The 17,518-nt window shown below is 46.4% G+C and carries 11 protein-coding genes; 2 read left to right on the top strand and 9 right to left on the bottom strand.

Translation table 11 applies throughout. From position 1 onward, the window contains the following. Window positions 1-203 precede the first annotated feature (203 nt). The 7 genes from F3I09_RS19735 to F3I09_RS19765 all read right to left on the bottom strand — a co-directional run bounded on the left by F3I09_RS19735 (window position 204) and on the right by F3I09_RS19765 (window position 13,412). A complete protein-coding gene (locus F3I09_RS19735) occupies window positions 204-2,717 on the bottom strand; it encodes a family 16 glycosylhydrolase (RefSeq protein ID WP_149696767.1) in 2,514 nt (837 codons plus the stop codon). 30 nt (window positions 2,718-2,747) lie between these two features. Then, window positions 2,748-4,211 carry a RagB/SusD family nutrient uptake outer membrane protein gene (locus tag F3I09_RS19740; RefSeq protein WP_223233305.1) on the bottom strand — a complete coding sequence of 488 codons (1,464 nt, stop codon included), beginning with the start codon at window positions 4,209-4,211 and terminating at the stop codon, window positions 2,748-2,750. A 10-nt stretch (window positions 4,212-4,221) separates the two neighbouring features. Then, window positions 4,222-7,494 (bottom strand): TonB-dependent receptor, encoded by a 3,273-nt coding sequence (locus tag F3I09_RS19745; protein WP_188133879.1) that lies wholly within the window; start codon window positions 7,492-7,494, stop codon window positions 4,222-4,224. Between the two features lie 261 nt (window positions 7,495-7,755). Beyond that, complete coding sequence (locus tag F3I09_RS19750; RefSeq protein ID WP_149696769.1) at window positions 7,756-8,934, bottom strand: FecR family protein; 1,179 nt, start codon at window positions 8,932-8,934, stop codon at window positions 7,756-7,758. A 138-nt stretch (window positions 8,935-9,072) separates the two neighbouring features. After that, window positions 9,073-9,657 carry an RNA polymerase sigma factor gene (locus F3I09_RS19755; RefSeq protein ID WP_188133880.1) on the bottom strand — a complete coding sequence of 195 codons (585 nt, stop codon included), beginning with the start codon at window positions 9,655-9,657 and terminating at the stop codon, window positions 9,073-9,075. A 1,130-nt stretch (window positions 9,658-10,787) separates the two neighbouring features. After that, window positions 10,788-12,731 (bottom strand): hypothetical protein, encoded by a 1,944-nt coding sequence (locus tag F3I09_RS19760; RefSeq protein WP_149696771.1) that lies wholly within the window; start codon window positions 12,729-12,731, stop codon window positions 10,788-10,790. Window positions 12,732-12,734: 3 nt separating this feature from the next. After that, the gene (locus F3I09_RS19765) at window positions 12,735-13,412 is read right to left on the bottom strand and encodes a hypothetical protein (RefSeq protein ID WP_149696772.1); all 678 of its coding nucleotides are present in this window, start codon (window positions 13,410-13,412) and stop codon (window positions 12,735-12,737) included. Between the two features lie 173 nt (window positions 13,413-13,585). Here F3I09_RS19765 and F3I09_RS19770 point away from each other — a divergent pair, with 173 nt between their 5' ends. Further along, window positions 13,586-14,245 carry a hypothetical protein gene (locus F3I09_RS19770; RefSeq protein WP_149696773.1) on the top strand — a complete coding sequence of 220 codons (660 nt, stop codon included), beginning with the start codon at window positions 13,586-13,588 and terminating at the stop codon, window positions 14,243-14,245. Window positions 14,246-14,335: 90 nt separating this feature from the next. Here F3I09_RS19770 and F3I09_RS19775 read toward each other — a convergent pair whose 3' ends face one another. After that, window positions 14,336-14,938 carry a TetR/AcrR family transcriptional regulator gene (locus F3I09_RS19775; RefSeq protein ID WP_149696774.1) on the bottom strand — a complete coding sequence of 201 codons (603 nt, stop codon included), beginning with the start codon at window positions 14,936-14,938 and terminating at the stop codon, window positions 14,336-14,338. Between the two features lie 426 nt (window positions 14,939-15,364). Here F3I09_RS19775 and F3I09_RS19780 point away from each other — a divergent pair, with 426 nt between their 5' ends. Continuing rightward, the gene (locus F3I09_RS19780; protein WP_149696775.1) at window positions 15,365-16,240 is read left to right on the top strand and encodes an NmrA family NAD(P)-binding protein; all 876 of its coding nucleotides are present in this window, start codon (window positions 15,365-15,367) and stop codon (window positions 16,238-16,240) included. Between the two features lie 208 nt (window positions 16,241-16,448). Here the strand turns inward: F3I09_RS19780 and F3I09_RS19785 are convergent, their stop codons facing one another. After that, complete coding sequence (locus tag F3I09_RS19785; protein ID WP_149696776.1) at window positions 16,449-17,303, bottom strand: alpha/beta fold hydrolase; 855 nt, start codon at window positions 17,301-17,303, stop codon at window positions 16,449-16,451. Window positions 17,304-17,518 lie beyond the last annotated feature (215 nt).

The following is a 17,518-nucleotide window of genomic DNA, read 5'->3' on the forward strand; positions in this document are numbered from 1 at the left end:
CTCGTACGATTGATAGGGGTTTAATACCTATTCAAAAGCCCATACGATTCCAAATGCTTAATAGCATGCAGCTTCAAAGAACTACAGCCAGTGATCCCAGCCTGAGACCGCGGTACTACCCATCGGTATGATATGCAGGACTCCCAAACATAAGCGAAAGCCAATAAGCATGCTCGTACGATTGATAGGGCACCAGTAACCTATCAAAGTTTCAGGAACTTTAATGTTTTCTGGCGATCAAACCGCAGGAAGTAAGTACCTGCCGGCAGGAATCCAAGATCGCGGGAGACCTGTTTTTCACCTGCCCTTATACCCCATTGCCTGATCACGTTACCCTGTATATCCAGCAGTGTAAGCATTTTATAAGTCTTGCCCTGCAAATCTATTGTCAGCTGCCCTGAAGTAGGATTAGGATAGATACGCAGTTTTTCGTCCTTCACAATAACAGGAGCAACATAAGCGATGCGCGCTGCTGAACTGTCCCGTACAATGTTCAGCCAGTTGAAGTTCCAGCCGGAAGCATTAGAATAGATACGGATCGTCTGGTTGCCGGGACTCAGGGTAACAGGCGCTGAGGTAACGGTGCTCCAGTTCTGCCAGCCACCTGTAACAGGAAGGTTGACTGTTTGGAGGGTGCTGTCGTTGATCTGTATCTTCAGGCTGCATGCAGTGCTTACAGCTACTCTGAATTGTATCTTGTAATCTACAGTGTCTGCTGGTACGGCAATATCATATTCAAACCAGGTACCGGGGCCTATAAAGCTGATGTTCTGACCACCGCCGGTGTCGGAGGTAGGTTCTGTACAGCAGGAGTTGGAGTTGTCAAACTGCTCTGCTTGTATTTTTACAGGTATAAGTTTGTAGTTCGGTATACGCAGATTAGCATATGTGCTCGTTGATTTTGTCACACCATTGACTGTTGCCGTTACCGTGATAATACCTGATGTATCCAGTGTGGCTAATCCTGCGGAAGTAATGCTGTTGCCGTTGCCGGTGATATTCCAGGTCGGTGTGATAGTTATTGGTTGTCCGTTCTGGTCATATGCCTTTGCAGTATACTGCTGCTGTTTGCCTGCTATAAATCTTATGTCGGCAGGACTAAGCATAATCGTATCCAGTATGGGAGTACCCAGTCCTTTCTGGTATACGCGCACATAATCTACCGTCATGCTGTCCGGGAAGTCGGCCGGTGTAATAGCGCCACCCATACCGCCGCCAATGGCAACATTGAGTATGATATGAAACTTCTGGTCGAATGGCCAGTCTTTCCAGTCGGTATGTGGATTGACATAGGTGTAACACTTCATGCTGTCGTAGGTAAAGCGTATTGAGTCAGGCGTCCATTCCATGGCATATACATGGAATACGGTATCTGCATCCATGATTTTTTTTGAAGCAGAAAGATGACTGCCATTGGTCCAGTTGTTATTCTGCGTATGCACAGTGGAGAGGACGGTACCGAAATTGTTTCCGACATGCTCCATGACATCCAGCTCCCCGCTTTTCGGCCATGCGCCATAGGCGCTGGTGGTAGGCATGAGCCAGATGGCAGGCCAGGAACCGCGGGCACGTGGGAGTTTGGCCCTGACTTCTACTTTACCGTATTTGAAGTCCATTTTGTTCTGTGAGATGAGGCGTGCGGACGACCAGGGTATTGTACTGTCGCCTGTCGGATAGTCTCTTTTCCCGGTGATGACCAGTTCCCCGTTCCTGACCTTTGCATTGTCGTACGTGGTATCAGTATACACTTGCTGTTCGCCATTGATCCATCCTTTAGGCCTGGGGTCAACTGTCCATTTAGTAGGATCGGGTTTACCAGCTACGTCAAATTCATCGTCATAGATCATGGTCCATCCGGGATTACCATCAAATGTGACAGTTCCTTTCGCGGGATAGGTAGCGGCATTGGCGGTGGTCAGTTCCTGCCCGGATATAGTCAGCTTTAAGGTTTTGGTAGAATAATTATCAGGCGAGTTACCACTTAGCGTAATAGCGGCGGTGGAGTCGCTGAGGCGCTGTACACTACCAATGGATACACCGGCCGGCAGATTGGAAGAGGTCCAGTTGCTGAGTGTCAGTGCGGGTTTAAAGGTGGTACCGTTGACCTTTGCGGTGATCACTTTACCATCTTCCTGTCCCATAGGTATGTTGGGACCGGAGATGGTGATGTTTGTCGGATTAGGCGCTTGTACAAGATCGAAATACAAAATGCCATCCGCCTTTTTACCATCAATGAAATGGACTTCCACGCGGTTCAGGTCTGTTCTGTTTTTCACGCTCTGGAAGTTGAAGGTGGCTTCTTCCCAGTGATTGACCTGGCTTACTTTGTACGTGAAATACACCGCTTTGCCGTAGTTGCTTCCCGGCTGCAGCTTAAACATGATCTCGTCTTTGGTGCTGGCGTATACCAGCATTTTAAACACACTGTTAGTGCTCAGGTCAAAGGAGTCAGTAAGAGAGCAACCGGCGGTCATGTACTCAAAGCAGCTGGTGTCTTTGATGAACTTTGCCACCAGGGGGCTTGGATTGAGGGTGGAGGGCGCCGGGTTCGGCACGCCAAACTGCACCTTTCCGGTGGTAGTGTTGCCGGCATAATAGGTCCATCTTCCGGAACAGGGACCGTTACCCTCCATGTCGTCGAGTAACATAAATTGTGCGCTGAGCTTATGGCATAACAATAGCCCCAGCAACACGAGAAGTGTTGAGATGTTTTTCATAACGGAAATTTTAAGTGTGGGTTATATACGCTATAAATTCGGATTAATGATCGCGTCTGCCCCCGGCACAGGCATCCAGTATTGCTTTTTGGTGATCGTTCCCGCAGGCGCCAGGTCGCCCGGGTCTTTGTCTGCATTGGCGGCTTCTACCTGTTCCAGTCTAACGAGATCAAACCAGCGGTTCCACTCGCCCGCAAATTCCCATGCACGTTCCTGTACTACTGCTGCTGCAAAATCGGCTCCTGACAAACCCTCGGGCAATGGAAGAAGGCCGGCTCTCTGGCGTACGGCATTTACCGCAGCATAGGCTTGTGCATCAGGGCTGCCGGTAGCACGGGCCTGTGCTTCAGCATAGATCAGTAATACATGGGCATAACGGATCATGATCACCGGATTGTTGGACATGTATACATTTTTAGCGCCAGACTGTATGGTGAACTTTTTGTAGTAAGGATGTTTTGTAGTTGTTTCCTGCCAGGGAATAGTATCGCCGCCTACAACAAATTCTGTGGAGAATGTGGCATCTTTTCTGCTGCCTGCGGGGAAGCCCCGGAAGAATTTCAGCTCAGGGAAGAAGTCACTCCAGCCGCCTTCATTTTCGGGCATGGTAGATAAGCCATAGAAAGAGTTATAAGTAGACCATTGTCCGCGGGTGAATAGCGTGAAAACATCTTCTGTAGTACCGCCTGCAAAGATCTTCAGATAACCATCCTGGAACAGATCGAAATTGTAAGCAGCTTTGTTATCTATCACTTCTTTCGCTTTTGCAGCTGCCAGTGCATATTTTGACTGGTCTTGCAGGGGCCAGCCTGCTTCTGTCAGGTATACATCCGCCAGCAATGCCTTTACAGCACCTTTATTGGGCCTTCCCGGGTCGCGTTTCTTATCTGGCACCATCTCTTCAGCTCTGGCCAGATCTTCCTCTATAAGCTTATAAATAACAGCAGGAGCGCTTTTGCTCAGGTTTAGCAGATCAGGTGAATATTGTTCCGTAGGAAGAACAGGTACTTCGCCCCATAGCCTTGTCAGCCAGTAATAACACAGGGCCCGCAGGAAACTGGCTTCGCCCACAATAGCGTTCACGGTGGCGGTAGTGCCATCCTGCACCTGGTGGTAATTGTTGATGATATTGGTGGTGGATTGTATGGTCTTGTAGCATCCCAACCAGATGGGATTCATCCTGCTGTTGAGCGAGGATACATTGAAGCGGTCAAATTCCCTGAACTCTTCTTTGTTGGAGCCGGGGTGCGTGGTAAGATCTTCTGCGCCCATCGTCATGGCGATCTGTGACACGGTAGTGAAGCCGCTGTTCCAGGGTACCATCAGGCTGCCATAAGCGCCTGTAAGGGCCGATTCCAGCCCCGCTACGCTGCTTAACGCCTGTGAACCACCAACAAGTCCGCGGGGATCTTCTGTCAGCTGTTTGCTGCATCCTGCTGTCAACAGCAGGCAAATGACCATGTATATTTTCTTCATGTGGAATCTTCTTTTCATAAACAATTCTTTAAAAGCTTAGTGTAACACCTCCGGTGATGGTCTTTGCATTTGGATAGGAGCCGAAATCGATGCCCTGCCTGATATCGCCGGCGGATGAATTGGCCTCAGGATCTATCCCGCTATAACTGGTAATGGTGAAAAGATTGGTGGCGCTCAGGAATAACTTTACAGCCAGGAGGTTCTTTAACTGCTGTTTCCTGATATCATAAGACAGGCTAACGTTCTTCAGTCGCACGAAGTCTGCTTTTTCCAGGAAGCGGGTGCTCTGTGTGAAGTTCCTGTTGGTGCTGCTGAATCCGGGGATGTCTGATGTCTCGTTCACACCGGGTATGTAGCGGTTCTTTATATCTACAAAGGTAGCTTCACGGGCATCACCACCGTAATACATAGCGGCAGCTTTGTTGTAGTTCAGTTTATCAAATCCGAAGAGTCCCTGCCAGAATAGGTTTAAGGTAAATGACCTGTAAGTGATGGTGTTGTTCCATCCGGCGGATATGCGGGGAATACCGGTACCGATCACGCCATAATCGTTAGCGTCTATCACACCATTGTTATCTTTGTCAAGGTATCTGGCATCGCCCGGCACTGCCCCAAATTCCTGTGCTTTACTATCGCCGGGTTTCCAGGTGCCCAGGTAGGTCAATCCCCAGATAGCGCCCAGCGGTTGTCCCGGCATGATCACGAATTCTGACTGGGGCGACATACCGCCACCGATCTTTCTGTCGGTGGGGTCAAAGATCAGTTTTTTTCCTGCCCCGAGTGTTTGTATCCTGTTTTTGATAAAGGAAGCATTCAGGCTGGTATTCCAGGTGATGGGACCTTTAGTGATAACCGCCCCTTCTATTGAAAATTCAAAGCCCTTATTCTGTACTGCGCCGACATTCCGGGTAATGGTATTGCCGCCAAGATACATGGGGAGGTTTTCATTCAGCAACAGATCGCGGGTATCTTTCACAAAATAATCCGCAGAAATATTGATCCTGTCATCAAGGATGCCAGCATCTATGCCTATGTCCTTTTGTTCTGTGGTTTCCCATTTGAGATCGGAATTGCCGATGTTGCCCAGCACAATGCCATTGAGGAAAGTGGAATTGGTAAACGAGGCGATCATCCTGGAATATGAAGAAAAGGTGCTATAGGCGTTGACACTCTGACTACCGGTAGAACCCCAGCTGCCACGCAGTTTCAGGTTGCTGATGAAACGTGCCTGCTGCATGAAAGGTTCATTGGTGATGACCCAGCCGGCAGATACAGACGGGAAATAACTATACTTGTTGTTGCCCAGGAATTTGGATGCACCATCCCTTCTCAGTGCTCCGGAGAGCAGGTATTTATCTTTATAGCCATAATTCACACGACCTACCAGTGAGAACAGTGCAGACTTAGAGTATCCGGAAGCAGGGCTGCCGGGCGTACCTAAAGCAAGGTTGTTCCACAGGAACGATTCATATGTCAGGTTGGAAGCGCCTGCAGAAAGATAGTTGTAGGTGGTTTGCTGATACTCTGATACCGCAGTGATATCCAGGTTATGTGTATTGTTGAATACCCGGTGATAATTCAGCGTATTGGTACTCTGTAATCTTATTTCTTTATTAGAACGAAGACTGCTGGTGGCGCTGCCGGAATTGGTGGCTTTACCCGCAAAACTTTTGTTTTCGTATTCCAGATAATTGACCCCGTATTGAGTATTGAAGGTAAGTCCACGCAGCAGTTCAAATTTGAAACCACCTATGGCATTAGCCAGCATCCTGTCTGTTACTGCCAGTCTGTCTACGGTGAGTGCAACCGGGTTATAGAAAACAGAACCTACGGGATCTGTAATAGTAAAGCTGCCATCAGCTTTCCTCACCGGTACTGTGGGCGACCATGTGATAGCCTGTGCCAGCGGACTGCTGGGGCCATCGGCAGGAATGTCTACATTTTGCGCTTCACTGTAAGAACCTGTGATATTGAGGAAGGCAGTGACTTTGGAGGACAGTGTGGAACTGATGTTGGATCGTAAGGTATAGCGTTTATAAAATGAGTTGTTGATCACGCCATCCTGGTCGAGATAGTTGCCGGATATAAAATAACTGGTCTTATCACTACCACCTGCAAGACTCAGCAGGTATTCCTGTGCAGGAGCGCTTCTGAATATTTCATCCTGCCAGTCAGTCCCTCCCTTGGCGCGGAAATCGCTGATCTGTTGCGCGGTGAATGGTTGGGCGGTGCCTACTGCCTGCGCGTGTGCATTAGCGGTTTCTGCAAAGTCGGCCGCATTCAACAGGTCCATTTTTTTGATGACGGTAGCAGTAGATAAGCGGGAGGTGAAATTCACCTTCAATCCGCCTTTATTTCCTTTTTTGGTGGTGATGATGATGACGCCGTTCGCCCCTCTGCTACCAAATATAGCCGTAGCCGAAGCATCTTTCAATACCTGTACAGATTCAATATCATCAGGATTGATGGCGAAAAATTCCGCGCCTACAAAACCATCCACTACATACAGCGGGCCATTATCTCCGTTGATGGAGTTGGCACCTCTGATACGTATCCTTACTGCGCCTCCGGGAGAGCCCGCAGCATTGGTGACCTGTACGCCTGCCGCTCTTCCCTGCAATACCTGGTCTAAGCGGTTTACCGGCTGGTCCTGAAATGCCGCTGCTGATACGGTTGTGATGGAATGCGTCATGGTGGCTCTCCGCTGTTCGCCGTAACCGACTACCACGAGTTCATTGATGCTCGAAGCGGATGCAGTCAGCGTAACGGGTAATTGTGTTTTCCCCTGTACGGGTATTTCTATTTTGTTGTAACCCAGTGAGGAGATCACCAGCACTGCGTTATCATCCGGTATACTGATGCTGAACTCTCCCCGTTCATTGGTGATCACTCCTTTGCCAGTACCTTTCACCTGTACGGTGGCGCCCGGTAGTTGCTCTCCTTTTTCATTGGCAACAGTGCCTTTTACTTCCTTGTCGGGAGCCGGAGGTGCAGGTGCGGACTGTGCTGGTTTTCTCTTTACAATGATCGTCTTATCAGAGATGGTGTAGGAGAGTGGCTGGTTTTTGAAAGATGCATCCAGGGCCTGTTGTAAGGACACATTTTTCACGTCAATGGTCACTTCACGTCCCTGAAATAGTTGCTCATCAGTATACAGGAAAGTATATCCCGTTTGTTTTCGTATTTCATCGAAAACCTTGTTCAATGAGGCATTCCGCAGCGAGAGGCTGACCGTTTGCGCATTCGCCCAGGCGGGTATCTGCAACAATATCATCATGACACAAAGCAGCTTTAGTTTCATAGCCGGTGATAGTTTTACTGGTAATCGTGGAATTGTTCGGCTCCAGGCAAAGCAAAACATATTGCTTTCGGAGAAAGGCATCAATTGCATACTTTTGTATGGTTTGGGTAAGTAGAGAATAATTGCTGTAAACGATTGTACTTAAGAACCTGAACATAACCGGAGGTGGTCCAGACGCTTCCGGTTACTTGTTCTCAGGCAATCTGTGGTAAAAGGATATCAGGTACTCATGCTATCTATAGGCTTTTGTAAGGTGGAATTTTATGGTGAAACAATGATCCGTTTGTCCGCTACTGTAAAGTGTACTTCTCCTGTCATTTCCAGCATTTTCAACACCTGCGATAAGGGTACATTCCGGGGAATGATACCTCTGAAGTGTGCATTAACAGGTGCATTGTATGTTACGCTCACATCATACCAGCGGGTGATAAGCCGCATAACGGCGTGGATGTCCTCGCCTTCAAGCTGTATAAGACCATTTTTCCAGGCAATGACGGCTTCTGTATTCACATGCTCCTGCATGGATAAAGCTCCGCTCTGCCTGTCGATACTCGCGCCCTGACCGGGGTACAGCCGTTTATCGTTCACTTTCACAGCGCCGGTGAGCAGCGTGGTTTTAATGCTGGCCTCGTCTTCATAGGCCATTACATTAAATTGTGTACCGAGCACCTGTATATTGGTGTGGGCGGCTTTCACAATAAAGGGCTGTGTTGCATTGGCTGCGATCTCGAAGTAGGCTTCTCCGTTCAGCTCCACGGTTCTGGCGTTGCCTGTAAAAGCAACGGGATAGCGCAGGCTGCTGGAGGCGTTCAGCCATACCTTGCTGCCATCTGGTAGTTGCACCTGGAATTGTCCGCCTCTGGGCGTGCGCAGGATATTGTATTGCGGGATTTCCTGGGATAGGACAGACCCTGACTGATATGCCAGCCGGCCATTGCCGGGCTTACTGATGATGGTATTGCCTTGTTTTGCCAATGTGTTTTGCGTTGCACTATCCAATGGAATTTCGGTACCATCTGCGAGTGTAAGCGTGGCCCTGTCTGCACCGGGCGGAATGTCTGCCTGGTGTTGTTGTTGCTCAACGTTGGCAATAGGCCTTACAACTTTATACTGCAACAAATACCAGGCGCCGCCTGACGCTAAGAATAATGCTACACAGGCAGCTACACCCCAACGCCACCTGCCATTGCCGCGGATGGGGACTAATGGCGTCTGAGCAGGCTTGTCTGCCGTCAAAATGCTGCTGGCGATATTGTCCCAGTGCTGATGATCATATGGTATATTGCCTGTTCCAATATCCTGCGTTAATAATGCCTCTATTTGCCGGGAAATGACACCATCTCCATCAGCCTCCAGGAGATTGGAAAGCTCCTGCAGCTCATCTGCCGTGGCAGCCTGCTGTAACACCTGTGTTACCAGGTATGATAAACGGTCTGTCATGTACTGAAAATCAGTTTTTTAACGTGGCTTTTTCTCATGAAACGTGGTCTTTGTTCCCCCCGGAACAACTGGCCTTCGTTTCAACAGACGCGTAAGTAAGGGAAAAGGACCTATTGGGTGAAAAAAAAATTTCAGGCGTCAGAGTTCCAGCAACCACAACAAGAGAAAAGGGAGCAGGTGTCCTGCCTGTTCCAGGTATTTCCTGATCGTTTGCAGGGATCGTACAAGTGAATTTTTTACGGTATTAGGGGATAGTGACAGCTCATCTGCAATCTCCGGGATCTTCATCCCTTTTTCCCGGCTCAGGAGGTAGATTCGTTTTGCCTGTGGCGGTAATTGCGCTACTGCTTCCCCGATCAGCTTCACCATGGTCGTATAGGCGAGATTGGTTTCCGGGGTGAATAATTCCTGGTCTTCTCCCAGTTTGTTTATTGCTTTGTCATGTACCGCCTGTCGTCGCAGGTAACTGAATGATTGGTGAAAAACGATCTTCAGCAGCCATGAGCGGGGATTTTCTATTGTTGACAGCTTATCCCGGCTGATCCATAATTTCAGGAATGTTTCCTGGATGATGTCTTCAGCTACAGCGTCTATCTTTGTAATATGCCGGGCCAGTGGCTGCAACTGGGGTACGTAGTGATGGAACAGCTGGCGGAAGGCATTTTCGTCGCCTTCCGAGATTAACCGGAATAATTCTTTATCGCTGTATGAATGAGCGTGCATGCTAAGTAGTTCCCCTGGAGGGGGAAAATACAAAAGTTTTGGAATTATTGGATTAGGAAGATGCTTGTCGTGTGGGATGTGCCTTTTGCGAGCACTAAGTATTGAGCATTGCCAGGCGTATGGGTACTGGGAGATTGACATACCTGCGGCGTTAGATGGGACTATGGGCTGTACCCCTTTGCGAGTACTAAGTATTGAGCATTGTCAAGCGTGTAGGTATTGGAAGATTGACATACTTGCGGCGTTAGATGGGACTACGGGCTGTACCCCTTTGCGAGCACTAAGTATTGGCCTTATCAAGCGTATGGGCTTTTGGAACACTATTTAACCCCTGTCAATCGTATAGGGGCTCTCCAAGGGCTAATGCCCGCAGTCTCCATCTAACCCGCAGTAATAACAGTCTGACGCTGGTAAATTGTCTTCTGCATGTGTTTGTAGCGCGGGGAGATAACGACGGGACGGGAATGGGTGTACGCTCCGGATTCCGGAACGGGGGCACCCCGGGGATGAAATGTACCCCAGGGGGTCAATCTGATCCGGATCAAAACACGTTCACATGAGTTGCATACAACTAGCATATGATTAGGATCTTCCTCCGTTCTTCTTACGTTAAAAACGGAGGAAGAACGGAGGAAGAACGGAGGAAGAACGGAGGAAAGACGGAGGAAGATGCTAGTTACATGCAAGTTGTATCCTGGTTACATGCAGGCGATATACATACGATATGCAATTATTTCATAAATCATGAGTTCACCTTTTTCGTCGTTAAGGGATAATATTCCGCAGTTAAGGACCATTTTTGAACCAGTGTTGGCAGGTTTTGCATAGTGACGGCGAAAAACTTGCATTACAGTTTATACACGAGAGGCTTTTATCACGCGATTTAAGGCTTTTATGTCAGGATTAGAGGCTTTTATATACATTCTTCAAAACCGCTTTAAATTCTTCCCTAACATTGCATTGTGCAAGAGAAATAGAAAGAAAAATGCCTTTGAGAAAGAGACTTTCCCAAAGGCATTGATGAAGTGAATTTTTATTATTTATAAACCCTCAAAATCAACTAAGATGAATCGGATTTATTCGTATTTGTTGTTATGCTGTGTCGTCAGCATGTTTATCTTGAAGCTGCACTATTTAAGTTTATCCATATCCTCAATGAGGTTAAGGAAGTATTTCAGTGCATTTTCTTCTCCTTTCGGAACATCGATGGTCAGATCACCGGAGATATACCCATCTTTTAATCCTGCGGAAGTGATGTATACATTTCCGGCGCCGGCCAGCAGTTTGCTGATCTTCTCGTTTGTGTCTTCCAGCTCCCGCGCCGGCATTTTGGCGCTGAGACTTTTTGGACTAAAGAACATGGCGATGTTGTTCTTCGTCAGCAGTTCTTTGTGCTGTTTGTCAAGGCTACCTTTGAAAGAACCGTCATGGATCTGAGTGAGATCCTGCAGGGAGGTGCCCAGGAATACGATACCGTCTTTGATGAGTGCACGCATGGTGAACGGATTTTTCTTTGACTGGGCGATGGAATAAATACCGTTATTGAGCACGATCTTCTCTTTCCTGATGCCATAGTTCAACAGCCGTTCAAACAAGCGGGTATCATCAGAAGAGAGCATAAACAGAAAATCTGGTAGTGTTTCTGTTTTGGTCATGACAGTATCCTTGTATTCAAATGTCTCCTCGTTGTAGTTATAGGTCTGATAGGTAACCTGTTTCTCGCTGAGGTTAGTCAACAGGAACAACGCATCACCTTTTATTACCTGGGCGATCGCTTTTTCATCCAGCATGACAGATACTAAATCGGCAGCGATGGCCATTTCTTCTGAATACCTGTTACTACCATAAGACTGTAGCAGCAGTTTAGGCATTTCGTTCATGTATGCTTCTGTATTGAAGGAATAGCTCATGAATCCTATCAGGCTGTCGCTCTTGATATATTTCAGGAAATCTTTGTTGAGCTTATGATCGCAGATCTTTTCATACATGGCTGATTTCTCCGCATCCAATCCCATTTCGCTGGTGAGGCGGATGTTCTCTTTCCCCATGTACAGCCTGGCGTTGATGTTGCCGTAGCCGCGCATGATGTTGCCATATTTCAATAGCTTGTAGGGGATGAAGGAAGTATAAAGGCTTTCCAGGTTTGCCATCCAGTAAGTAGCAACGGCGCTGTTGTCAGCACTGCGCAGATAAGATGGATTATTCAGAATGGAAGGCGCTGTATTGCGCTTATCGAATATCTGCCGGGTGGCAGTGGTGAGCCAGATGGTGGCAATGCTGTCTATCATTCTTTTCCTTTCCTCGTAATCGTACGGTTGTACATCTTCAACGGGTGTTTCCTCAGCAGGTGTTTCTTCTGAAGGAGCTTCAGATACAGGAGGTGCACTTTCAATTACAGGCGGAGGTGGAGGCATTTCCACTACAGCACTATCCGGGTAAGCTGTTGTATCCATTACACCTTCCTGGGGGATATCTGCCATAGCAACGGTATCTATTGCCGGTGCGGCAGTGGCGTCAGTGTTTTCCTCGTTGTATTGGTAATAGTCGTCGCTGGACAACACAGGCATGCCATACCTTACAGCGTTGGCAGAATCCTTGAGGAAGTAGGTGTTTACAGTGCCATAGGTCAGGTACAGGAACTGCTCATTCCATGCGATCACAGTTTTCTGTTTAGTGCGTGGCAGGATATTTACACCGTTCACTTTTTGGATGCTGTCAGCTTGTTTGGCGAACAGTGCGTCTATCTTTTTGCTGTCTGCAAGTGGTATTAAAAGGCCGTGATAGTTGATGCTATCCGTCACCAGGTAATAGTAGTAAACACTGGACGACAGGTTCATGCCCAGGTCCTCTATGCTTTTGTAATCTTTATCGGTGGTTTTGGATAACTGTGCGAGCAACTTCTTTCCCAGCGTGCTGTTATTGAATTCGGCGGCGGGGTATAGTTTGAACAGCTGATCGCTTTTTACAGAAAATACGCTGAATGCTTTTTCAGGGATCTTATAGGCAAGATCTTGTGCTGTGGCGGTATAACTGGCACAGGTTACCAGGGTTACCAATTGTAATAATCGTTTCATGCTCTATCGTGATAATTGGATTTGATTAGATATGTTGGCTTTGCCACTCACCAGGTCTGATACCGGAAGACGTTGCATAATAGCCAGCTGATTTTTAGACATCTTTGCCCCCTGGTTGCTATAGCTGCTGATCGTGTTTTCGAAACGTAAGATGCTGATATAGGAGGCTGTCCGGAAAACTTCTTTGTCCCGTTCCTTCAGCCTGTTAAACTGTTCTTTGACATCCGGGGAGAAGGTATAGTCCTTTGAAAACAGCGCTTCTTCCCGGTTATAGCGGTAGGAAAGGGGAATTTTAGTCTTTATGTCCGTTTCAGCCAATAGTTCTTTGACAAGATTGTTCACATCTGCTACATTCCTGAAAGAGAAGTTGATGCTGGCAATGAAATTCGTGAAGTCGGCAGTATGGCTTACATTGGAGATACCCCTGATGGTTTTGAGCCTTGCCGCTGCCTGTTCTATCTGGTCCTCTATTTCATTGCGGTTTGGTACCTTATAGCCATTAATGCTGTCCATCAGCATAATTGCCCCGATCTTTGTTTTGCTCTGACTGAAATTGAGGGTCAACTTCATACTTCCACTACCGTCTTTTTTCACTGTTACATCTTCAACGATCTCAAAACATGATGACAATAAAACGGAGATAATAAACAAGGGGATAATAAAACGCACGTTCTTGAACATATGGCAAAGTTAGTTAATGCCGGGGGAATTAACATACTGGTATTTGGGTATTTTTTACGTTTTTACGGGCAGGGGGATCATTCAGTTCCCAGGATTATGGATCCATGGCTCCTCCGGAGTCTATTTGGTTTTGTTGATTATATTCGTATTTTACTATTAAATCTAACCCTACTATGAAAGAAGTAACCCATCATCCCAGCATTAGTTTAAGACTATTAAAAATACCTGCATATGCAGTATTGCTTTTCACGGCACAATCGCTGTATGCGCAGAAGAAACCACCACCTCCACTTCCCAGGAAGATCTATAAACCGGACTGCGCGCAGATAACCCATTTTTCATTTGCGTCAAGAATAAAGCATTATCCTTTTAACCTGTCTGCTCAGATCCAGATGATATCCTTTGATGGACTAGTGAAGATTACCGACAATGGCGAATTTAGCTTCACTAAAGGAGAGGAGCAGATGAGAGATGTTGGCTTGCTTTTGGAGAGGGACAGCCCTGACACGATTAAGGCTATACCAGTGGGAATGAAAGAGATCAGGACAATGACGCTTGCTCAGATTGACACATTGACGGATATTTTATACAATTATGGCCACACGGGAAATATCTGGACCACGAGTAGATCAGGATGTTATATACCCCGGAATGCGATATTGTTTCGGGACAGTGATGGCAAAGTGATAGCCTTCATTGAAATATGTTTTGAATGCCAGAATACAAGAGAAAGCAGCGACGAAATATCTCTGGGAGAGCCGTGCGAGCAGAAGCTGGACATGCTAAAAGCGCTATTCAGGCAAGTGGGGATCAAATACGGTATTGATAAGTAGTCCTTACCGTTTCTTTGTTTTCTCTTTCACCATGGTAGATTCCCTGACGATCAGCTTCGTCGGCAGCAGCACCGTAGGACGTTTTTCGACTTATATTTTGATCTCTTCCAGCAATATGCCAACTGTTTTAAGGATTTTGTCCAGATTGGTTTGACTGTTGGTTACTTTCGATATCATAACCCCGCCTTCGATAAGCGCGATGATCGATAACGCCATTTGTACTATATCAAAGTTCGTTTTAAATTCACCCTTTCCAATACCTGTTTGAAGTAATTCCTGCAATTCTTTTTTCCATTTATTAATAGCTTTGGCTGCCCGGTTTTTCAACAGACTGTTGGTATCATCCGCTTCGACGGAGGTATTAAGAATTGGGCATCCTCCCTGGGGTGAGCCCTTGCGGGAGAGTTGTTCGTATACCCTGACATAAGCCATTATTTTGTCATAGCAAGTAGTCGCCTCTGCTACTTTTTTATAGATCTGATTGAAAACCTTATCGTAATTATAATCAAACGCCGCAAGTGCGATCTCCTCCTTGTTAGAAAAATTGCAGTAGATGCCTCCTTTGGTCAGGCCGGAGGCCTCAGTAAGATCGGACAAAGACGTGCCGGCATACCCTCTGATATTAAAGATAACTGAAGTGGTTTCAACAATATGCTGACGTGTCCGATCTGCTTTAGAAAGTTTATTTTCCATTTTACAAATATACCAAAAGGTATTAAAATACCTGAACTACACGATGGAGGAATGTGTTTTTCTTTGTTTAAGAAAAACGATATGATCCAATAAATAAATTGTGTAATGTTGACAGAAACTGTTTGTGGTAGGGTATTTTGATGAAATGGTAATTAATATCGAGAAGTATTTGAACAGTAAATTATCTTACTGGTGGAATTATTTTTTGAAAATATTTTCCTCATAAAAAATACCGATTGGTTTTTTTATTAGATTTGTATTCTGAAAATGAGATGGATGATCGTCTCATCTAACATGGAATAAATCGGTCATTGACAGATGGATTTATTCTGTGAATGGAACATTTAAAACCTTTTTTTTGACTGTAAATATACCGATCGGTATGTTTTCTGCATGACGGTGTCGTGCAAATTAAATATGTATATAATGAGCCAAAAGCAAAAAATCCTGGTGACAGGAGCAACAGGTTACACTGCCGGTTATGCAATTCCGGCATTATTGGAGAAGGGAGTAGAAGTAAGAGCATTCGTCCATAAACTCGACGAGCGTTCTGCAAAACTTGAAAAAATGGGAGTTGAAGTAGTTCAGGGCGATTTGCTGGACTTTCACGAAGTATGCCGGGCAATGAAGGGCATTACCGGTGTGTACTTTATCTATCCGATATTAACGCCCGGCATACTTATAGGAACCGCGTATATTATTCAGGCTGCAAGAGAGGAAGGCGTAACCAGCATTGTGAACATGTCTCAGATTTCAGCAAGGCGGGAAGCAAAGAGCAATGCTGCGCAGGACCATTGGATGGCGGAGCGTATGCTTGATCTCTCCGGATTGAAAGTAACCCATATTCGCCCCACGTTTTTTGCGGAATGGCTGATCTACAGTGATTCGATAAAGAAGCTTGACAAAGTCATCCTGCCGTTTGGTGAAGGGCGTTATGCGCCTATTGCCGCAGAAGATCAGGGAAGGGTGATTGCTGATTTGCTTGTTAAGCCTGGTGATCATGAAGGGAAAATTTATCCGCTTTTTGGTCCCGTAGAATATGACGTATTTGAGCTTGCGGAAATATTGAGTGAGGAGTTAGGCAGAAAGATTACTTATGAGCCCATCAGTATTGAGACTTACCAGACTGAGGCCGCGAAGCAGGGATATCATCCACACTTTATACAGCATATTTCAAACGTTGCGCAGGATTGCCGCAATGGTTTGTTTGCCGGAACGAATACTGCTGTAAAAGACATCACTGGCCGGGAGCCGGTGGGTGTACGCGAATTTATCAGAAAGCATAGATCATATTTTGAATGATCTGATCGGGGTTTATACAATGGCAAAAAAAAAGCTGCCCGTTTTATACGGGTAGCTTTTCGCGTTACAGTATTTTACTAATCGCGGTAGTATGTTTCCTGCTGAAAAAATACCAGGTGTTAACGGGTAAAGCGATCAAATCGCTTTACCCGTGGTCTTGAACCAGGTCAAAATATTGATGCCTGGCAGATAAAATATGCTGCTTGTATCATAGCGTTCCGTTCAGAAACAGTCTTGCCTGAAGCACAAAATTCTCATGAAACTGATAATGAGAAGCGTGATTGGAATCAGGATAGATGATCAGCTGTGCGTCGGGTAGATGCTGTTGCAGAATATAAGAATTCACTGTCGGAAAAATAATATCTTCTTTTCCGTTAACGACAAGGACCGGATGAGCAATTTTGCCGAGATATTCATAAGAACCCTCCCGTTTTTTACCCCATTCGGAAATGGCCGCAAGCTGCGCAGGAATAACTTTGTCACTGATTGGAAGGTCGCGGTCTTCTTTTCTTGATCTGATGCGTTCCAGGAAACGCCATCCTGCTGCCTGGCTGGATGCTGTGGGGGCAAAAAAGGTATCGAGCAATAATTCATCCGGCTGATTGTATTGCTTATCGAATAATGCCCATACCTGTGGCAGGAATGTTTCCAGTCCTTCACCACCCCTGGGACCTGAACCCACCAATATAATACGGTTGACCAGTTCAGGATGGTCTGCAGCCACTTGCTGGGCTACAAAACTACCCATGGAAAAGCCGAACAGGTCCACTTTCTTCAGTCCAAGGCTGTCAATAAAAGCCACTGCATCTTTGGCTATTTCAGCAGTAGTGGTGGCAGGTTCTCCTTCGGAACCGGCAATGCCACGGTTGTCAAATATGATGATCTCACGTTCTTCCGAAAGAGGATCCAGTACAGCAGGGTCCCAATTGTCCAGCGTTCCCGTAAAATGCTGAAAGAATACTAATGGCAGGTTATTCTTGTTGCCAAAGCGGCGGTATGCAAATTTTACGCCTGCAACATCCACAAACAGGGTAGGTGCAGTTAAAGTCTTGTAAGTACTCATTTTATCTAACTATATTATCGTGTTTGGATTTGAGATAGTCCCTTTTAAGAACTCCTTTCTTGCTATTCTGATAGTTTTGGTCTGCCGGGATAGTTGATCAGGCTTAGCCTGGCAGAGCTGCGTATTGTTGTACGCGTTATTACTTATTGTTTACTGTATCACAGCTATGATTGACGATGTAAATATATAATGAACGATCGTTCATTTGTGCGGAT

The sequence above is a fragment of the Chitinophaga sp. CF418 genome, from assembly GCF_900142925.1.
Taxonomy (GTDB): domain Bacteria; phylum Bacteroidota; class Bacteroidia; order Chitinophagales; family Chitinophagaceae; genus Chitinophaga.

Excerpts from the sequence above, each read along its gene's own strand:
- F3I09_RS19740 (WP_223233305.1), bottom strand. The coding sequence starts at position 4,211 with ATGAAAAGAAGATTCCACATGAAGAAAATATACATGGTCATTTGCCTG.
- F3I09_RS19750 (WP_149696769.1), bottom strand. The coding sequence starts at position 8,934 with ATGACAGACCGTTTATCATACCTGGTAACACAGGTGTTACAGCAGGCT.
- F3I09_RS19755 (WP_188133880.1), bottom strand. The coding sequence starts at position 9,657 with ATGCACGCTCATTCATACAGCGATAAAGAATTATTCCGGTTAATCTCG.
- F3I09_RS19765 (WP_149696772.1), bottom strand. The coding sequence starts at position 13,412 with ATGTTCAAGAACGTGCGTTTTATTATCCCCTTGTTTATTATCTCCGTT.
- F3I09_RS19735 (WP_149696767.1), bottom strand. The coding sequence starts at position 2,717 with ATGAAAAACATCTCAACACTTCTCGTGTTGCTGGGGCTATTGTTATGC.
- F3I09_RS19780 (WP_149696775.1), top strand. The coding sequence starts at position 15,365 with ATGAGCCAAAAGCAAAAAATCCTGGTGACAGGAGCAACAGGTTACACT.
- F3I09_RS19745 (WP_188133879.1), bottom strand. The coding sequence starts at position 7,494 with ATGAAACTAAAGCTGCTTTGTGTCATGATGATATTGTTGCAGATACCC.
- F3I09_RS19770 (WP_149696773.1), top strand. The coding sequence starts at position 13,586 with ATGAAAGAAGTAACCCATCATCCCAGCATTAGTTTAAGACTATTAAAA.
- F3I09_RS19775 (WP_149696774.1), bottom strand. The coding sequence starts at position 14,938 with ATGGAAAATAAACTTTCTAAAGCAGATCGGACACGTCAGCATATTGTT.
- F3I09_RS19785 (WP_149696776.1), bottom strand. The coding sequence starts at position 17,303 with ATGAGTACTTACAAGACTTTAACTGCACCTACCCTGTTTGTGGATGTT.
- F3I09_RS19760 (WP_149696771.1), bottom strand. The coding sequence starts at position 12,731 with ATGAAACGATTATTACAATTGGTAACCCTGGTAACCTGTGCCAGTTAT.